The 17,234-nt window shown below is 61.1% G+C and carries 15 protein-coding genes; 8 read left to right on the plus strand and 7 right to left on the minus strand.

Features of this window, described 5'->3' with window-relative positions:
- Positions 1–54: 54 nt before the first annotated feature.
- The 6 genes from ACK6D9_RS19950 to ade all read left to right on the plus strand — a co-directional run bounded on the left by ACK6D9_RS19950 (position 55) and on the right by ade (position 6,081).
- Positions 55–837, plus strand: a complete 783-nt coding sequence (locus ACK6D9_RS19950) for an ABC transporter ATP-binding protein (protein ID WP_412049839.1) — start codon at positions 55–57, stop codon at positions 835–837.
- 37 nt (positions 838–874) lie between these two features.
- Positions 875–1,315, plus strand: coding sequence for an N-acetyltransferase family protein (locus ACK6D9_RS19955; RefSeq protein ID WP_412049840.1), 441 nt, complete (start codon positions 875–877; stop codon positions 1,313–1,315).
- A complete protein-coding gene (locus tag ACK6D9_RS19960) occupies positions 1,312–2,199 on the plus strand; it encodes an ABC transporter permease (RefSeq protein WP_322988580.1) in 888 nt (295 codons plus the stop codon). The genes ACK6D9_RS19955 and ACK6D9_RS19960 overlap by 4 nt, the downstream gene beginning before the upstream one ends.
- Positions 2,196–3,296 carry an ABC transporter permease gene (locus tag ACK6D9_RS19965; protein ID WP_322988581.1) on the plus strand — a complete coding sequence of 367 codons (1,101 nt, stop codon included), beginning with the start codon at positions 2,196–2,198 and terminating at the stop codon, positions 3,294–3,296. The genes ACK6D9_RS19960 and ACK6D9_RS19965 overlap by 4 nt, the downstream gene beginning before the upstream one ends.
- 32 nt (positions 3,297–3,328) lie before the next feature.
- Positions 3,329–4,300, plus strand: a complete 972-nt coding sequence (locus ACK6D9_RS19970; protein ID WP_322988582.1) for an ABC transporter substrate-binding protein — start codon at positions 3,329–3,331, stop codon at positions 4,298–4,300.
- Between the two features lie 83 nt (positions 4,301–4,383).
- Positions 4,384–6,081, plus strand: a complete 1,698-nt coding sequence (gene ade, locus ACK6D9_RS19975) for an adenine deaminase (protein WP_412049841.1) — start codon at positions 4,384–4,386, stop codon at positions 6,079–6,081.
- Between the two features lie 16 nt (positions 6,082–6,097).
- On the opposite strand, the gene ACK6D9_RS19980 is transcribed toward ade, so the two are convergent.
- Positions 6,098–7,732: an alpha-amylase family glycosyl hydrolase gene (locus ACK6D9_RS19980; protein WP_412049842.1), complete on the minus strand. Its 1,635-nt coding sequence runs from the start codon at positions 7,730–7,732 to the stop codon at positions 6,098–6,100.
- A 245-nt stretch (positions 7,733–7,977) separates the two neighbouring features.
- Between ACK6D9_RS19980 and ACK6D9_RS19985 the strand changes: the two genes are divergently transcribed.
- On the plus strand, positions 7,978–9,966 hold the full coding sequence (locus ACK6D9_RS19985) for an FAD-dependent oxidoreductase (protein WP_412049843.1): 1,989 nt from the start codon (positions 7,978–7,980) through the stop codon (positions 9,964–9,966).
- Between the two features lie 7 nt (positions 9,967–9,973).
- Here ACK6D9_RS19985 and rirA read toward each other — a convergent pair whose 3' ends face one another.
- Positions 9,974–10,423, minus strand: a complete 450-nt coding sequence (gene rirA, locus ACK6D9_RS19990; protein ID WP_322990539.1) for an iron-responsive transcriptional regulator RirA — start codon at positions 10,421–10,423, stop codon at positions 9,974–9,976.
- Between the two features lie 134 nt (positions 10,424–10,557).
- Between rirA and ACK6D9_RS19995 the strand changes: the two genes are divergently transcribed.
- Entirely contained in the window at positions 10,558–11,742 is a 1,185-nt protein-coding gene (locus ACK6D9_RS19995; RefSeq protein WP_412049844.1) for a serine hydrolase domain-containing protein, read from the plus strand.
- Between the two features lie 7 nt (positions 11,743–11,749).
- On the opposite strand, the gene apbC is transcribed toward ACK6D9_RS19995, so the two are convergent.
- From apbC to ACK6D9_RS20020, 5 genes are all read right to left on the minus strand, one after another.
- Positions 11,750–12,910 (minus strand): iron-sulfur cluster carrier protein ApbC, encoded by a 1,161-nt coding sequence (apbC, locus tag ACK6D9_RS20000; RefSeq protein ID WP_412051855.1) that lies wholly within the window; start codon positions 12,908–12,910, stop codon positions 11,750–11,752.
- A gap of 93 nt (positions 12,911–13,003) precedes the next feature.
- A complete protein-coding gene (locus ACK6D9_RS20005) occupies positions 13,004–14,035 on the minus strand; it encodes an AbrB family transcriptional regulator (protein ID WP_412049845.1) in 1,032 nt (343 codons plus the stop codon).
- Positions 14,036–14,139: 104 nt separating this feature from the next.
- Positions 14,140–15,675: a tripartite tricarboxylate transporter permease gene (locus ACK6D9_RS20010; RefSeq protein ID WP_412049846.1), complete on the minus strand. Its 1,536-nt coding sequence runs from the start codon at positions 15,673–15,675 to the stop codon at positions 14,140–14,142.
- Positions 15,676–15,684: 9 nt separating this feature from the next.
- The gene (locus tag ACK6D9_RS20015) at positions 15,685–16,116 is read right to left on the minus strand and encodes a tripartite tricarboxylate transporter TctB family protein (RefSeq protein WP_412049847.1); all 432 of its coding nucleotides are present in this window, start codon (positions 16,114–16,116) and stop codon (positions 15,685–15,687) included.
- An 87-nt stretch (positions 16,117–16,203) separates the two neighbouring features.
- Positions 16,204–17,187 (minus strand): Bug family tripartite tricarboxylate transporter substrate binding protein, encoded by a 984-nt coding sequence (locus ACK6D9_RS20020; RefSeq protein ID WP_267653718.1) that lies wholly within the window; start codon positions 17,185–17,187, stop codon positions 16,204–16,206.
- Positions 17,188–17,234 lie beyond the last annotated feature (47 nt).

The following is a 17,234-nucleotide window of genomic DNA, read 5'->3' on the forward strand; positions in this document are numbered from 1 at the left end:
AGGCTGACAAAACAAAAAGACTGGGGAACACAATGAAACAAAAAGCAGCAACTGATGAATGAAACTGTCATTACTGCCCAAAATCTGGACCTAACCTTCCAGACCAATGACGGGCCTGTGCACGCGCTCAAGGACATCACCTTCGACATCGCCGAGGGCGAATTCGTCTCGTTGATCGGCCCGTCGGGCTGCGGCAAGACCACACTGCTCAGGGTCATTGCCGATCTCGAGCAGCCGACCGGCGGGACGGTGACGGTCAATGGCATGACGCCCGAAGAGGCGCGGCTGGCGCGGGCCTATGGCTATGTGTTCCAACAGGCGGCGCTGTTTCCCTGGCGCACCATCAAGAACAATATCGCGCTGCCGCTGGAAGTGATGGGGCTCGACAGAGCCACCCGCGACGCCCGCATTGCCGCCAATATGGAACTGGTCAACCTGACCGGGTTTGAACAGAAATTCCCCTGGCAGCTCTCGGGCGGCATGCAGCAGCGGGCCTCGATCGCCCGGGCGCTCGCCGTCGAACCGCATATGCTTTTGATGGATGAGCCGTTCGGTGCGCTCGACGAGATTGTCCGCGACCACCTCAACGAACAGCTTCTCAAGCTCTGGGCCAAGACCAAGAAAACCGTTGTGTTTGTCACCCACTCGATTCCCGAGGCCGTGTTCCTGTCGACCAAGATCGTGGTGATGAGCCCGCGCCCGGGCCGGATTCACGAAATCATCGATTGCAATCTCGGCGATGACCGGCCGCTCGATATCCGCGAAACGCCGGAATTCTTGGAAATCGCTCACCGGGTCCGCGAAGGTCTGCGCGCGGGGCACAGCTATGATGAGTAGTGCGCTTCGCCAATCGCCATCAGTGCCTTTTATCCGAATGGCGGAAACCTGCGATCTGCCCGAATGCGCGGCGATCCTCAACGATTATATCGATGCCACCGAATGGCTGCCGCGGGCGCTTGATCATCAGGCTGTCGAAGCCCTGTTCACGCCGGACCTGCTCAAGGCACGCCGTGTATTCGTCGCTGAACAGGACGACGAGATCCTGGGTTTCCTCTCCATGTTTCCTGACGACGGCTTTGTTCCCGCGCTCTATCTCCGCGCTGACGCGCGCGGTCTGGGGCTTGGCAAGGCGCTGCTCGATACGGCCAAGTCCGAGCATCCGCAGGGTCTGAGCCTGACCGTGTTCGAAACCAATCTTGAGGCTTTGAAATTTTACCGGCGCGAGGGCTTTTCCGAAGACCCGTCCGGACGCGACGACGCCACCGACGAAGGCATTCCGACGCTACTGATGCGCTGGCCCGGAGGCGCAACATGAGCGACGACGGATTCATCAAGCAAAAACTGATCCCGGTGGGAACGATCCTGCTCGCCATCGTTGCGATCTGGTATGCCTTCGTTGTGCCCATGAACGCGCCGTTCCAGCGCGATCTCGACCGCCGTGCCGGCGTGACCTCGACCACTGCTGAATTCCTGGTCAAGACCATGACCCAGCCGAAACCAACCCTTCCGGCGCCGCATCAGGTGGCGACAAATCTCTGGAAGAACACGCTGATGGTCAAACCCTGGTCAAAGCGCTCTCTGATCTACCATTCATGGATCACGCTGTCGGCGACGTTGCTCGGCTTCGCCATGGGCACCGCACTTGGCGTGGCGATCGCCATCGGCATCGTCCATATCCCGGCGCTCGACCGCTCGTTCCTGCCCTGGATCATCACCTCGCAGACAATCCCCATCATTGCGGTTGCGCCGATGATCATCGTGCTGATGTCATCGATCGGCATCACCGGGCTTTTGCCCAAGGCGCTGATCTCGACCTATCTGTCGTTTTTCCCGGTGGCCGTCGGGATGGTCAAAGGCCTGCGCTCACCCGACGTGCTGCATCTCGACATGATGCGGACCTACTCGGCCACACCGATGCAGACCCTTTGGAAACTGCGGCTACCGGCCTCGATGCCGTTCTTCTTCGCGTCGATGAAAGTCGCCGTTGCCGCCAGCCTGATCGGCGCCATTGTCGGTGAATTGCCGACCGGCGCGGTTGCCGGCATCGGCTCCAAACTGCTGGCCGGCTCCTATTACAGCCAGACGATCGATGTGTTCGCCGCCCTTATCGCCGGTTCGGTTGTCGCCATATTGCTGGTCACCGCCGTTGATGTTATCGGCCGGATTGTCAGCATTCGGATGGGAGCAAAAACCCCATGACCCTGTTCCGACCCAACTGGCAGGCGCTTCTGTCCCTGCTCGCAACGCTCTACAGCCTGACGGCCGTGCCATTCACGGCGACAATGACTGGATCGTCGTCCTATCTCATCATCGCCCTGTTGTTGCTTGGCGCGATCGGTTCGATGCTGCGGCTTGGCGCCATGCTCGAAATCGCCATTCTGGTGGTCTCAAGCCTCGGTGCTGCAGCCTGGCTGATCGGTGGCCTGACGGACGCAACAGGTACTGCCAATGCCGGCTATTTCGCGGGACTCACCGCGGCGTGGCTGCTGGGCTGGCGGCTGGTGACGGTGCTGTCCGGCGATGGCCGCAATCTCGGCACGCTGAGTTCGCTGCTGGTGCCCACCCTGTTCGGCATCTGGGTGCTGATCCTCTGGGAAGCCATCGTCCGCGGCACCGGCATACCCTTCGTGCTGCTGCCACCGCCGTCAGCCATCGCAGTCAGGGTCACCACCTCGACGTCGATCCTGATGGCGGACTTCAACCAGACCGTCCTCAAGGCGGTGCTGTTCGGCTACATTGTCGGGTCGCTGACCGGGTTCATCGTCGCCATTCTCGCCGACCGCTACCGGTTCCTCGCTAACGGCCTGCTGCCGGTCGGCAACATGGCCTCGGCACTGCCTATGATCGGTGTCGCTCCGGTCATGGTCATCTGGTTCGGTTTCGACTGGCAGTCCAAGGCCGCCGTGGTCGTGGTCATGACTTTCTTCCCGATGCTGGTCAACACCATCGCCGGCCTTGCCAGTGCCGGGGAAATGGAACGCGACCTGATGCGAACCTATGCCTCAACCCGCTGGCAATCGCTGTTCAAGCTGCGGCTGCCGGCGGCCATGCCGTTCATCTTCAACGCCCTCAAGATCAACTCCACGCTGGCGTTGATTGGCGCCATCGTCGCCGAGTTTTTCGGCACGCCGGTGGTCGGTATGGGCTTTCGTATTTCGACCGAAGTCGGTCGAATGAATCTCGACATGGTCTGGGCCGAAATCGCGCTTGCGGCCGTTGTCGGGTCACTGTTCTATGGGGCGCTCGCACTTCTCGAGCGCGCCGTCACATTTTGGCATCCGAGCTATCGCAGGTGATGGACCGGGGCCTTAACCAGAGGAGAACATAAATGAAAAAGACTATCGGAATTACAATGGCTCTCGCCGTGACACTGATGGCAGGAGCGGCGAGTGCCGCTGATCAGGTGACGCTGCAGCTCAAGTGGGTCGCCCAGGCACAGTTTGCAGGCTACTACGTTGCCCAGGACAAGGGTTTTTATGAAGAAGCCGGCCTCGACGTCGAAATCAAGCCCGGCGGCCCAGACATTGCCCCCGAACAGGTGATTGCCGGCGGTGGTGCCGACGTGATCGTCGACTGGATGGGCGGCGCGCTTGCTGCCCGCGAAAAGGGCGTCGGCCTGGTCAATATTGCCCAGCCCTACAAGAAGGCTGGCATGGAACTGGTCTGCCCGGCTGACGGTCCGATCCAGACCGTGGACGATTTCAAGGGCCACACCCTGGGTGTCTGGTTCTACGGCAATGAATATCCGTTCTACGCCTGGATGAACAAGCTCGGCCTGTCCACCGAAGGCGGCGAGGATGGCGTCACCGTTCTCAAGCAGAGCTTTGACGTGCAGCCGTTGATCCAGAAGCAGGCAGACTGCATCTCGGTCATGACCTACAACGAGTACTGGCAGCTGATGGACGCCGGCTACAAGCCGGAAGACCTGATCGTTTTCAACTACACGGAAATGGGCAACGACCTGTTGGAAGACGGCCTGTACACGCTTGAGGAAAACCTCGAGGATCCGGCCTATGTCGACAAGATGGTCCGTTTCGTGGAAGCATCGATGAAGGGCTGGGCCTATGCCACTGCCCATCCCGATGAAGCCGCAGCCATTATCATCGACAATGGCGGCCAGGACGAAAACCACCAGAAGCGCATGATGGGCGAAGTCGCCAAGCTGATCGGTGAGCCGGATGCCAAGCTCATTCCGGAAGCCTATGAGCGTACCGCCAAGGCGCTGCTCGATCAGAAGATCATCACCAAGGAGCCGGAAGGCGCCTGGACTTCGGTGGTCACCGACAAGATGAAGATGTAATCATGCCACTGGCGTGATACTGACCCGGCCGGCTTCACAGCCGGCCGGTTTGCATTTTGGAATAGCTTGAAAGGTCCACGGACATGAGCACACTCGGCATGAAGATCGATCAGGGCGCAGGCAAGGTGCCCGCCGACATCGTCCTGAAGGGTGGAAGACTGTTCGACCTGACCACAGGCACCCTGCGCGAGGGCGACATCGCCATCTGCGGCGACCGCATCGTCGGCACGCTGGAAACCTATTCCGGTGTCGAGGAAATCGACATTTCCGGCAAGATCGTCGTGCCCGGTTTCATCGACACCCATCTGCACATCGAGAGCTCGCTCGTTACCCCGCATGAATTTGACCGCTGCGTGCTGCCGCGCGGCATCACCACGGCGATCTGCGATCCGCATGAAATCGCCAACGTGATCGGCGCAAAAGGCATCCGCTATTTCCTCGATTGCGCGGTCCAGACCATCATGGACATCCGTGTCCAGCTCTCAAGCTGTGTGCCAGCCACCCATCTCGAGACCGCCGGCGCCCGGCTTGATATCGAGGACCTGCTGCCGTTCCGCGACCACCCACAGGTGATCGGCCTCGCCGAGTTCATGAATTTTCCCGGCGTGCTCGCCAAGGATCCGGCCTGCATGGCCAAGCTCGAGGCTTTTCAGGGCGGCCATATTGACGGCCACGCGCCCTTGTTGCGCGGACTGGGCCTGAACGGCTACCTCGCCGCCGGCATCCGCACCGAGCACGAATCCACCACCGCTGAAGAAGCGCTCGAGAAAATGTCCAAGGGCATGCATATTCTGGTGCGCGAAGGCTCTGTCTCTCGCGATCTCAATGCGCTGATCCCGATCATCACCGAGCGCAACTCACCCTTCCTGGCGCTCTGCACCGACGACCGCAATCCGCTCGACATCGCCGAACACGGCCATCTCGACTACATGATCCGCCACGCCATCGCCCATGGCGTCGAGCCGCTGGCGATCTACCGCGCCGCCTCGATTTCCGCCGCCCGCGCCTTCGGGCTGAGCGACCGAGGGCTGGTGGCGCCAGGCTGGCGCGCCGACCTAGTGGTGCTCGACAGCCTCGAAGATTGCAATGCCGAGATGGTATTTTCCGCCGGCCGCCGCGTCACCGACGCGCTGTTTGCCGCCCGCGCCGAAACCCCATTGGTCGGCACCGACAGCGTCCGCGCGCCAAAAGTAACGGCGACATCGTTCACGGTGCGTAAGAACCGCAGCGAAACGCCGGTGATCGGCATTGTTCCCGGCAAGATCATTACAGAACGCCGCGATCTCCACCTTGCCATCGACAATGGCGAAAAGCAGGTCGATCTGAGCCGCGATATCCTCAAAATCTCGGTGATCGAACGCCATGGCAAGAATGGCAACATCGCCACCGGTTTTGTTCAGGGGTTTGGGCTCAAGCGCGGCGCCATTGCCTCCACCGTCGGCCATGACAGCCACAATATCTGCGTGGTCGGCGCCTCGGAGACAGATATGGCTGTGGCCGCCAACCGCTTGAGCGAAATCCGCGGCGGCTTCGTCGTCGCCGAGAACGGCAAGGTGGTCGCCGAAATCGCCCTGCCTGTGGCCGGCCTGATGAGCGACCAGCCCTATGAATGGGTGCGCGAAACGCTGATTCCACTGCGCAAAGCAGCCAAGGCACTCGGCGGCACGCTCGACGAGCCATTCCTGCAGTTGGCGTTCCTGCCGCTGCCGGTAATCCCTCATCTGAAGATTTCCGACCGCGGCATGATCGATGTCGATGCCTTCGAGATCATCGACCCGTAGAAGCGTTTTTCAGACCTCAGACCACACGAACCGTAAGCCGGTCGCGGTCTCCCGCAATCAGACAGAAGCCGTTGGGCCCCAGTTCAAGGACGCTGCCGTCAAGATGGGCCGCGCGGCTTTGCTCAAGCACGACAGCCGTTCCGTCGAGCGTCAGCACCCGCTCCTGCGGCGACAGGTTGAACAGGCACAGCAACGCACCCGCCCCTTCACCGCGCCATAGCCCGAGCACCGGTTCAGGCAGGTCGACAAAGCCGTAAGCACCGCCCGCCAGCGCCTTGTGCGATTTCCGCAACGCAATCATCGGCCGATAGAAGGCGAGCACCGAATCGTCCCGCCCCTCCTGCTGATCGACGCTGCGCTCGGCCTGCGGCGCCTTGACCGGCAGCCACGGCTTTGCTTGGGAAAACCCGCCATGCTCGGCCTGGGCCGACCAGACCATCGGCGTGCGGCAGCCGTCGCGGCCCTTGTAGTCCGGCCAGAAGGTGATGCCCGGCGGGTCGGTCAATTCGTGAAACTCGATGTCGGTCTCGGTCTGTCCCAGTTCCTCGCCCTGATAGAGACAGATCGAGCCCGGAAACGACAACAGCATCGCCGCCGCCTGGATGGCGATCGCGTCGTCAGAATGGCCATGCTCGCGCCAACGGCTGACATGACGCATCACGTCGTGGTTGGAAAAGCTCCAGCACGGCCAGCCATCTGGCGCGCCGGAAAAGAACCCGTCGATCTTCGAGCGGAAATGCTGCGCAGAGAACGGCGTGCCGAGCATGTCGAAGGAATAGGCCATATGCAGCCGCTCTGTTCCGGCAGTGTATTCCGCCATCACCTCGATCGCCCGCAGGCTTTCGCCGACCTCACCGACCATCATCCGCGCGCTGTAGCCATCGGTGAGCGTGCGCATGCGTTCCAGGAAAGCGATGTTTTCCGGCTGGGTCTTGGAGTGGCGGTGATCCTGCATCTCGTAGGGATTGACGGCATGCTGCGCCGCCTCATCGAGACACGGCGGGTTGTCGCGCAATTGCCGGTCGTGGAAATAGAAGTTGACGGTATCGAGCCGGAATCCATCGACACCGCGCTCCAGCCAGAACCGCATCACCTCCAGCAGTGCGTCCTGAACTTCGCCATTGTGGAAATTCAGATCCGGCTGGCTGCCGAGAAAATTGTGCAGATAATATTGCCGGCGCCGTGAATCCCAGCTCCATGCCGATCCGCCGAACACCGAGGGCCAGTTGTTGGGTGGCGAGCCGTCCTGTTTCGGATTGGCCCAGACATACCAGTCCGATTTTGCATTGTCGCGCGAGACCCGGCTTTCTTCAAACCACGGATGTTGAGACGACGTGTGGCTAAGTACCTGGTCGATGATCAGCTTGAGCCCTAGCTCATGGGCGCGCGCAACCAGCGCATCAAAATCCGCCAGCGTACCGAACAGCGGATCAATGTCGGTGTAGTTGGATACATCATAGCCCATGTCGGCCATCGGCGAGGTGAACACCGGCGACAGCCAGATCGCATCGACACCGAGCGAGGCTACATAGTCGAGCCGTGATGTAATGCCGGGCAGATCGCCGACACCGTCGCCGCTGCTGTCCTGAAACGAGCGCGGATAGATCTGGTAGATCACCGCATCGCGCCACCAATTTTCATCATTGCTCATTCAAGGCTCCAGATATCACCCGCGAGGCTACTCGCGCGCCGCACTGTTCTCATAATTCTAATCGTTTTAAATGACGATCCGCTAGTTGGGAAGCGGCAAACACGAAGACAGATTACGCTCTCGCATCGGCCGCTCGTCGCACATGCCGTTGCAAGAACAGCCGACAACGCAATTTGGAAAACTCAAACTCAATTCTGCGTTAGGTTGGGACGCGGCGCAAAAGGCTGCAGCGCAGGAGGAATGCAATGACCAGACGGGCTTACAGCAGGTTGTTTTCGCCGGTGGCATTACGTGGCCACAGTTTGCGCAACCGCATCGTATTTGGCGCTCACACCACCAACATGGCCGTCCAGGGCCTGCCGACCGAACGCCTTGCCGCCTATTATGCCGAGCGCGCCATCGGCGGCGCCGCCATGGTGGTGGTCGAGCCGATGCCGGTGCATCCCGCAGCGGTACTGACCAGGGGCAATTTCCGCCACAGCGACGATGCGGTGATTCCACATTTCAGGCAGGTGACCGAGGCGATCAAATCAAACGGCGCGGTTGCCATCCAGCAACTTTACCACATCGGCAGTCACGGCGATCAGGACAATGCCTTCCACCCAGCCTGGTCACCCTCGGGCATGCCGAGCTACCACGACAGCGACGGCTCGCATGCCATGAACGAAGCCGAGATCGAGCAGACCATCTCCGGGTTTGTCGAGGCCGCCCGGCGCTGCCATCGAGCAGGCTTTGACGGCGTCGAGGTCTGGGCCGCCTATCATGGTCTGGTCGATCAGTTCTGGACGCCGTGGTCCAACCGGCGCGACGACAAATGGGGCGGTAGTCTGGAAAACCGCACCCGGTTTTCGCGCGAGATTGTCACCCGCATCCGCGCCATTTGTGGTGACGATTTCATCATCGGCATGGCCGTCAACGACGAACCCGATGTCGAGATCGCCCTGCAGCGCGAATCGATCAGCGAAATCATCGAACGTCACGATCGCGAGCAGATGATCGACTATGTCACCTGCGGCTCGGGCAGTTATTTCGATTTCTACAAGCTGATGCCTACTTTCCTCTATCCCGAAAAGCTCGGTGTCGATCTGGCAGGAACGTTGAAGGGCGTTGTCAGACATGCGCTGGTCACCGCCGAAAGCCACATCCGCACGCCCGACAACGCCGAAACCGTGCTTGGCGAGGGACAGGCAGATCTGGTCTCGATCGTGCGTGGACAGATCGCCGATCCGCACCTTGCCAACAAGGCCCGCGATGGTCGATCCGACGACATCCGCGGCTGCCTCTCGTGCAACCAGATGTGCTGGGGTCGGCGCTCGCGCGACTACTGGATATCCTGCGTGGTCAACCCGTCAACCGGGCGGGAGGCCGAATGGGGCGGCGACCGTTTTACGCCCGCAGAAATCCGGAAATCAGTACTGGTGGTAGGCGGCGGACCGGCCGGGCTTGAAGCGGCCCGCGTTGCCGGCGAACGCGGGCACAAGGTGGTTCTGACGGAAGCCTCCAGTCATCTCGGCGGCGCCTACCGACTGGCCGGGTTGCAGCCGCGCCGTGCCCAGGTCACCGATCTGATCGACTGGTACGAGCGGCAATTAGGAAAGCTCGGCGTCGAGGTCCGGCTCAACACCTATATGGAAGCCGACGATTTGATCGCCGAACAGGCCGACGAAAACATCCTCGCAACCGGGTCACTGCCGCCTGAAACCGGTTTTCAGAAGGCGATCCCGCAGAGGGCGGAACTCGACGGTCTGGCCCATAGCAATGTCCACTCCACCGAGGAAATCATGGCTCGCCAGGTTCGGCCCGGCAAACGCGTGATCGTGCTCGACGAAGGCGGAAACTGGAAAGGCTGCGGCACCGCATGGAAGCTCGCCGAAGACGGCCATCAGGTCACCATCGTCACGCCCGATCCGCTGGTTGGCAAGGAACTGCAACGCACCGCAGCCGACTTCCCGCTGCGCCGGACGCTGGCTGGTCTCGGCGTGAAATTCATGGTTGAGAGCGCAATCATCCGCTGGAACGGAACAACGGCAACCATCCGCTCGTTCATAGATGACAAGGAGACCGATATCGAAGCCGAAACACTGGTGTTTGCCACCGCCAACCATGCGGAAAACACACTGGCGCTGGAATTAAGCGAACGCTGCGTGCAGTATCGGGAGATCGGTGATGGTGCAGCGCCGCGGCAAGCGGCCTATGCCATTTTTGAAGGCCGCAAGGCCGGGATCGAGGTGTAACTGCGGTTTACGCGGCCGGCTGTTCTTCGAGCCCCAGCAGGAAGTTGATCGATGGACGCGATTTGACCAGATCCTCGATCGAATAGCCCGCCAACACGTCAAAAAAGGCACCGAGAGCCTTGCGCAACGCCGAATTCAGGCTGCAGGAATCAATCAACGGGCATTCGCTTGCATCATTTTCGAAACACTCCGCCATGGCAAAGCTCTCTTCTGTCACCTTGACCACGTCCAGAAGCGTGATCTTGTCCGCCGCCCGCCCCAGCCTGACACCGCCATTGCGGCCGCGCACCGATTCCACCAGTCCGGCCTTGGTCAGAGGCTGCAGGATCTTGAACAAGAACAGCTCAGATACGGAATACGCCTTGGCTATGTCGCCGATGCGGCTCAACGGAGCATCATTGGCGGCGCAATACATCAATATGCGGACTGCGTAATTGGTTTGGCGTGTCAAACGCATGATCTTGCTCCAGACATCAGGCTACGCTTCCCATTGGAAGACACCCTAGTTTAGAATGCTTCCAGAAAAAGAAAACCCTTTCAATCAAGTTTTTCCCCGACCGTTCATCGAAATGCTCCTGCACGAGGCATCCCATGACAAGTACCACAGATTTTGAGGCCTTGAACGGCTTTCCGCGCCATACCATCTCGCTCGCCAACTGGCGCACCCGCCCTTATTGTTTCTGGTCGTTCCGCAACGTTGCCGAAATGGTCCGTTCGGCTCGAATCAAAACGGCGGATGCACGCAGCCTGCCGGCACCAGTCGACAACCCCGAACTGCTGGCCGCCCCTTCGTTTCCCGGGGCTGATGAAACCATCGCCGGTTTGCTCGGTCGCGCCCAGGCAGACAGCTTATTGCTTTCACGCGGCGGTGAAATGGTGTGCGAATGGCACGCGCCGGGTGTTGATCGATCTGACCCGCATCTGGTGTTTTCGATCTCCAAATCCATTACCGCGCTGGTCGCTGGCATTCTCGAGGACCGGGGTATTCTCGATGTCAGCACCCCTGTAGGAGACCTGGTGCCAGAGGCCGGGGGTAGCGCCTACGCCGACGCCACCGTGCGCAACCTGCTCGATATGCGCGTCAGCCTGGACTTTGATGAGTCCTACCTCTCCGAACAGGATTATGCCCGCTACCGTCGCGCCATGCTCTGGAACCCGCCAACCGGGGATGGCAGCGAGGAGGATGGCATTCTGGCGCTGCTCTGCAGCCTCGGCAAGGCGGACGGCCCTCATGGTGGCGACCACGCCTACCTGTCACCCAATTCCGACATGCTGGGGATCGTTCTCGAGCGTGCCACCGGAGCCCGCTTTACAGATCTTTGCTCGGATCTTCTATGGCAGCCGCTCGGCGCATCCGCGGATGCGCTTGTCACGGTCGACAATCTGGGCGCACCACGCACCGCCGGCGGCGTCTCACTGCGTCCGCATGACCTGCTGGCGCTGGGTCAGATGCTGCTAGATGGCGGCAAGACCGGAGACAACCAGATCATCTCCCGGCGCTGGATCGACGACATGCGCACAAATGGAGACCCGGATGCCTGGGCGCGCGGCACCCAGGCGGATTTTCTGAAGAACGGCCGCTACCGCAGCAACTGGTACCAACGCGGCGACGGCTCCAACGCCTTTCTCGCAGCCGGCATTCACGGCCAATTTCTCTACTGCGACCCCGACACCCATACGGCGATTGTCTGCACGGCATCGCAACACGAGCCGCAAAACGACGCTCTCGATCAGGACATGCTGGCGCTGTTTGCCAATCTGGCCAAACCCGCCTGAGCCGCGCCTATTCGAAAACGATCTCCGGCATGGTCCGGGCGCCCTCGCCCGAAAGCACATCAAGCTGCGCCCGCACCTTGTCGGCGATGTCACGATAGGCTTTCGCGTGCGGTCCGTCCGGCGCCGTGGCCACGACCGGCATCCCGGCATCGGAGGTTTCGCGGATCGACATTGCCAGCGGCACTTCGCCAAGAAATGGAACATTGATCCGGGATGCTTCCTCGCGGGCGCCGCCATGGCCGAAAATGTCGTGCCGGCCTCCGCAATCGGGGCAGACGAAATAGCTCATGTTTTCGACGATGCCCAGCACCGGGACATTCACCTTGGTAAACATGTTGAGCCCCTTGCGGGCATCGATCAGCGCCAGATCCTGCGGTGTCGACACGATCACGGCACCAGCCAGCGGCACATTCTGCGCCATCGTCAGTTGCGCGTCGCCGGTGCCCGGCGGCATGTCGACCACCAGCATGTCGAGTTCACCCCAGGCGACCTCACGCAGCATCTGGTTGAGCGCCGAGATTACCATCGGTCCGCGCCAGATCATCGGCGTGTCTTCCTCCACCAGGAAGCCCATCGACATCACCTTGAGGCCGTAGTTCTCCATCGGCTTGAGCAACCGCCCCTCAAGCTGTTCCGGGCGTCCGGAAATACCCAGAAGTCGTGGCATCGACGGGCCATAGATATCGGCGTCGAGCACACCAACCCGCATGCCTGTCGCCTGCAGTCCGAGCGCCAGATTGACCGCGGTGGTTGATTTGCCGACGCCGCCCTTGCCCGAGGCGACAGCAATGATTTTGCCAATGCCCGGTACATCGGTCTTGGTGCGGCCTTTTAGGCGTGCAGCAGCCGTGGCACTGGGGGCTGCCGGTTGCGGTTTGGGTTGTGGGCTCGGCTGCGCCGGCGCGGCAGCACCAGCTTCACGCGCAGCGGTTAGCGCCACCATCGCGCTTGAAAGCCCGGGAACCGTCTTGGCGGCACGCTCGGCCGCCTCGCGCAACGGTTCGAGTTCCTGTGCGCGCGCGGCCGGAACCGTCAGCGAAAAATAGGCTTTGCCATCGGCAATGAAGATATCGGACACCAGCCCGAGATCAACGATGTTGCTTTCGAGATCCGGTCCCTTCACCATCTTCAGCTTGGCCAGGATGTCTTCCTTGGTGACGCTCACGATGCACTCCGCATTTTCATTTCGGACCTCTCCCACATAAAGCAGGCGAACTGACAATAAAATGGCATAGCATAACAAAAGGCGGTTTGCCGCAGCTCAATTGCGTTGGCTGCGGATCACGAAAACCGGGACGATCACGGTCAGCATCAACAGCCGCGCAATATGGTGCGTGGCCACGAAAGTCGGGTCGATGCCGAGTATGACAGACATCGCCGCCATGGTTTCCAATCCACCGGGCGCAAAGGCGATCAGCACCGCGATCAGATCCATCCCGGTCACCCAGTGCGCGATGACAGCGAAAAACCCCGCAATCGCCACGCCCAGCAGGGTCACGAATATCCCGGCACCGAAGGCGCTGCGCATCTGCGCCAGGGTGACGCCGGAAAACCGCGAGCCGATCAGTGCGCCAAGCGAAACAAAGGCGATCGCCGCCAGCCAGGCCGACATCACGCCATGCACCAGACCGGTCACATGCAACACGATCGAAACCAGCATGCCGCCGATCAGATAGGCCGCCGGCAGCTTGAGACGCTGCAAAACAAATCCTGTAATCCAGGCGATGACAATCATGCCGGCAAGCAATTGGAGCGCGGTTTCAGCCGGCAGTTCCGTCACCCGCTGCGGAATCTGGCCTGTCAGGCTGATCACGACCGGAACCAGAAGCGTCAGCGCCAGCACCCGCATCGACTGGACGATGCTGACAGTCTTCAGATCAGCCTTCACCCCTTCGGTGAGGCCCAGTACATAGCTCAGATGCCCCGGTGATGACGACAGGAAGGCCGTGGCCCGGTCCATCTGCCAGAACCGAACCAGCGCCGCGCGGGTCAGGAAAATGGTGGCGAACAGACTTGCGGCCAACGACACCAGGGTCAACGGCCAGGACCTCATCGCGGTAAGAACTTCCGGCGTCACCCCCTGCCCGATTGACAGGCCGAGGACCACGAACACCAGATCGCGCAGCCGTTGCGGCAATGCCGCAGTCCTGATCCCGACGAGCCCGGCCAGCGTCACCGCCATCGCCGGACCGGTAAGGAAAGGCGCCGGGAATGACAGCGCGTAGGTGAACCCGGCGCCAGCTGCGGCGATCACAAGCGTGATGAAGGGGGTCTGCCAGGAGCCCGGTGTCATTCGTCATTATCTCCCGAGGGATGGTCAGGCGCGACGCGGCCGTTGCAGGGAATCAGCCGCCGTTCGCCCCATGCTAGAAGGGCCACCACCGGCAAACCACCCAATCAATCCGGATCTGTGTCGCTGTCGGTGCGTGGCTGCTTGGAGCGGAAGAACCGTCCGGCGACAATCGGCAGAATAAAGCCGAAGAACGCGAACGCCCACAGCCCGATCGCCAACGGCGAGGCTACCAGCGTGCTCCACTCGCCGTCCGAAATGGTCATCGCCCGTCTCAGATTGGCCTCCATCTGGTTACCCAGAAGCACACCCAGAATGACAGGCACCAGCGGCACATCGAGCTTGCGCAGCACCCACCCGAGCACGCCAAAGAACACCATCACCATCAGATCGAAGGTCGAGCCGGAAATGCCGTAGATGCCGACAAACGAGATCATCGCCACTGCCGGCATCAGATAGCGCGGCGGCACCAAAAGCACCCGCACGAAAAGGCTGACCATCGGAATGTTCATGATCAACAACATGAAGTTGCCGATGAACAGGGCCGCGATCAGCCCCCAGACCACATCCGGGTTGGCGGTAAAGAGCAGCGGACCGGGGGTGATGTTGAGCGCCAGCAGCATCGCCAGCAGCACCGCAGTCGTGCCCGACCCCGGCACACCGAGCGCCAGCATAGGCACCAGCGCGCCGCCGGCCGCGGCATTGTTACCAGCCTCGGGGGCCGCCACGCCACGCGGATCGCCTGTGCCAAAGGTCTTGTCCTTGTCGACCAGCCGTTTTTCCACTGAGTAGGAGATGAATGACCCGAGCGAGGCCCCGGCACCCGGCAGTACGCCGGCAATGAAGCCGAGCACGGTCGACCGCGCCATCGTTGGCGCTGTCTGTTTGATCATCGACCAGGGCGGGATTATGCGCCCGAGCTTGACCCCGGAGGCATCGCCCGTGGCCTTGGCAGTGCCGCGGTGTTCGAGAAAGATGAATACTTCCGACAACGCAAACAGACCGACGATCGCCACCAGGAAGTCGATACCGTCATACAGATGCACTTCGCCAAAGGAAAAGCGTGGCACGCCGGTCTGACCATCGACACCGATCATGGCAATGCCGAGCCCGAGGCCGGCGGCCAGTGCGGCCTTTGCCTGGTTCTTACTGGCGATGCCACCCAGCGTCGCGAAAGCCAGCGCGAACAGCGCAAAGTATTCCGCCGGACCGAACAGCAGCGCCACCTTGACCAGCTGCGGCGCCAGGAAAACCAATCCCCAGGTGGCGAAGAACGCGCCGACAAACGACGCAAGGCCCGACAGCGCCAGCGCTTCACCGGCCATGCCCTTCTTGGCCATCGGATAGCCATCGAGCGTCGTCATCAAAGCCGGTTCGTCACCGGGGATGTTGAGCAGGATCGAGGAGATGCGGCCACCATACATGGCGCCGTAGTAGACGCTGGTGAGCAGAATCAGCGCCGGAGTTGCCGGCAGCCCCAGCGTAAACGCCAGCGGAATGAGGATTGCCACCCCGTTGGATGGCCCGAGCCCCGGCAGCGCACCGATGATGGTGCCGAGGAAACAGCCGATCAGCGCCAGGCCGAGATTCTGGAATGTGAGGGCGATCGAGAACCCGTGTGCAAGTGCGTAAAGACTATCCATGACCCTACCTCAAAAGCCCCACGGGCCGCGCGCAAGCGACAGGCCCAGAATGAGATTGAAAATGACAAAGATACCGACCGAAATGACGATCCCGGCGATCACCGCCTTGATCGGCGGTGTCCCCAGCCGCCAGGAGAGATAGCCGGCTGCGACCGCGGTCGAGACCACGAACCCGGCGATCGGCAGGGCATAGGCATAGGCAATCATCACCACCACGGTGAGACCAACCTCAAACAGCCGGCTGAAATCCGGCCACTCCGGTTCGGCATCCGGCTTGAGCAGGATCGCCAGGCTGGAAATGCCGACCAGCAGGCCGATGATGATCGGAAATATCTTTGGCCCGACAGGATCGGAAATGAAGCTTTCCTTGATCAGTGTCGCTTGCCAGATGAAAAATGCTGCCAGCAGGAGACCAACGCCTCCTATGATCCGGTCGCTCATGGCGCCCTCCCCTCCACGGTGACCCGGCGATTGCCGGAACAGTCAGCCTCCGCCCGTTTGATACGGGCGAAGGCTTGGCCCCGATCCTTACTGGATCAGGCCGATTTCCTTGGAAATGGTCGTGATCGAATCGACCGATTCCTGAACGAAAGCCTGGAATTCCGCGCCGCGCAGGTTCAGCGGGGCGAGGCCATTCTGGGCCATCACGCCCTTCCATTCGTCGCTATCGTAAACACCGCCGATGGCGTTGACCCAATAGTCATATGCTTCGTCGGACATGCCGCCCGGCGCATAAAACCCGCGCCAGTTGGCGCCGATCACGTCGATGCCCTGCTCCTTGGCAGTCGGGAACGAGGCGAAATCGCCTTCAAGCCGCTCCGGCGCAAGCACCGCCAGCACCTTGATGTCGCCGGAATCGACAAAGCCCTTGGCCTCCGATGCATCGCCCGTAAACGCCTGCACGGAGCCTGCGAGCAATTGCGTGACCGCCTCGCCGCCACCATCGAAGGCAACATACTTGATGGTCCGGACATCATCGATGCCTGCCTTCTTGGCGGCGATCAGCACCTTGAGATGATCCCAGCCGCCAACGGCCGACCCACCGGCGATCGAGACCGAGGTGGGATCCTTCTTGATCATGTCCAGAAGCTCGGGCAGCGTGTTGACCGGCGAATCCTTGGCCACCGCGACGATGCCGTAATCGGCGCCGACCGCACCGATCCAGCGCACCTGATCCATGGTGTTGCCGGGATAGGCACCCTGCGCCAGACGGGTGGACGTGGCTGACGATGCAGCGACGATCAGATCATTGTCATCATTGCGCTTGTTGACGACTTCAGCGAAGGCCACGCCGCCACCGCCGCCGGCCATATTGGTGACCTGCATGGTGCCCGGCACAGCCTTGAGATCCTGCAGCGTCTTGCCGACCTGACGACAGGTGAAATCCCAGCCGCCGCCGGGGTTGGCCGGTGCAATGCACTCGGTAGCTTCCGGCTCGAACGCGTAGGAAGCTGCGGTCAGCGAAACGACGGCAACAGCGGTTGCGGCAAGCCGTGTGATAATGTTCTTCATGATTTCCTCCACAATGAAGATGCCACCTTTCCTCAAAGGTGGAATGG

Source organism: Hoeflea sp. Naph1, from assembly GCF_046837775.1.
Classification (GTDB): Bacteria; Pseudomonadota; Alphaproteobacteria; order Rhizobiales; family Rhizobiaceae; genus Hoeflea.